The sequence below is a fragment of the Rossellomorea vietnamensis genome, assembly GCF_008180615.1.
Taxonomy (GTDB): Bacteria; Bacillota; Bacilli; order Bacillales; family Bacillaceae_B; genus Rossellomorea; species Rossellomorea vietnamensis_D.
In genome coordinates this window covers 1-845 of sequence record NZ_VTEH01000039.1, presented here as the reverse complement: position 1 = coordinate 845, position 845 = coordinate 1, and the positions used below count along the sequence as shown (strand labels likewise).

The 845-nt window shown below is 42.6% G+C and carries 2 protein-coding genes; one reads left to right on the top strand and one right to left on the bottom strand.

Going from position 1 to position 845, the window contains the following annotated elements; genetic code table 11:
• Window positions 1–212: 212 nt before the first annotated feature.
• Entirely contained in the window at window positions 213–413 is a 201-nt protein-coding gene (locus FZC79_RS23750) for a hypothetical protein (RefSeq protein ID WP_252183450.1), read from the top strand.
• 15 nt (window positions 414–428) lie between these two features.
• Here FZC79_RS23750 and FZC79_RS23745 read toward each other — a convergent pair whose 3' ends face one another.
• Window positions 429–755, bottom strand: a complete 327-nt coding sequence (locus FZC79_RS23745) for a DUF6431 domain-containing protein (RefSeq protein WP_252183451.1) — start codon at window positions 753–755, stop codon at window positions 429–431.
• Window positions 756–845 lie beyond the last annotated feature (90 nt).

Below are 845 nucleotides of genomic sequence, written 5' to 3'. Positions count from 1 at the left end.
TTTCCTTAAACTGCGAGATATAGCGTCGAATGGTGCGTTCTGAAAGTCCGTGCCTCAGACAGATTTGCTTGATGAGTCTTCCTCGCCCCTGCTTATCCAATTCTTCATCTAATAACGGCGCAATCATTTGAAAGCGATTCGTTGCCTTTTCATCTGCTTTAGTTCTATCCATTGTTAACACTCCTTTTTTCTTGATAATTGAAGTGTAAATCATGGATAAGCGGACAAAAACGCAGAACGGGTATGTATCCAAAAATGATGATTTGCAACTGGATGGACAATTTTCCCCAGCCATCCACTTGCTGTGCCAAACCATTGTCCAATTCGTTTATGTACAGGCAACAGACGACTGGACAGGTCGACCGTTGGGGTCTCATTCTGCTCAAATTGAATCAGTAAGGATTGAAGAATAAACAACCAGTAATCAATCAAAGTAGAAAACCATTTCCTCCACCCGTAAATCGTAGATTCATCCGCTGCCACAGTAAGGATTGAAGAATAAACAACCAGTAATCAATCAAAGTAGAAAACCATTTCCTCCACCCGTAAATCGTAGATTCATCCGCTGCCACCGTCAGGTGGGCTGTTTGAAAAATGGTTTCCTCGATGACATCTGCAGCGTATCGTTTATATGGGATCATTAAGTCAGGAAGCTCGTGGTGAATCTTGTTGCACTGCTGGCAACGCAGCCTCCTGATGATAAACGTTCTGGCCATGCCTCTCTCATCTTTTAACTTTCTCTCCCTTGAACCAATGACCTTGAAGTCCTGATGATTACAACAGGGACAAGGAACCTTTTCTGCACATTTAATAAAAAACGCTTTTATCGGCGGATTCCACTATGA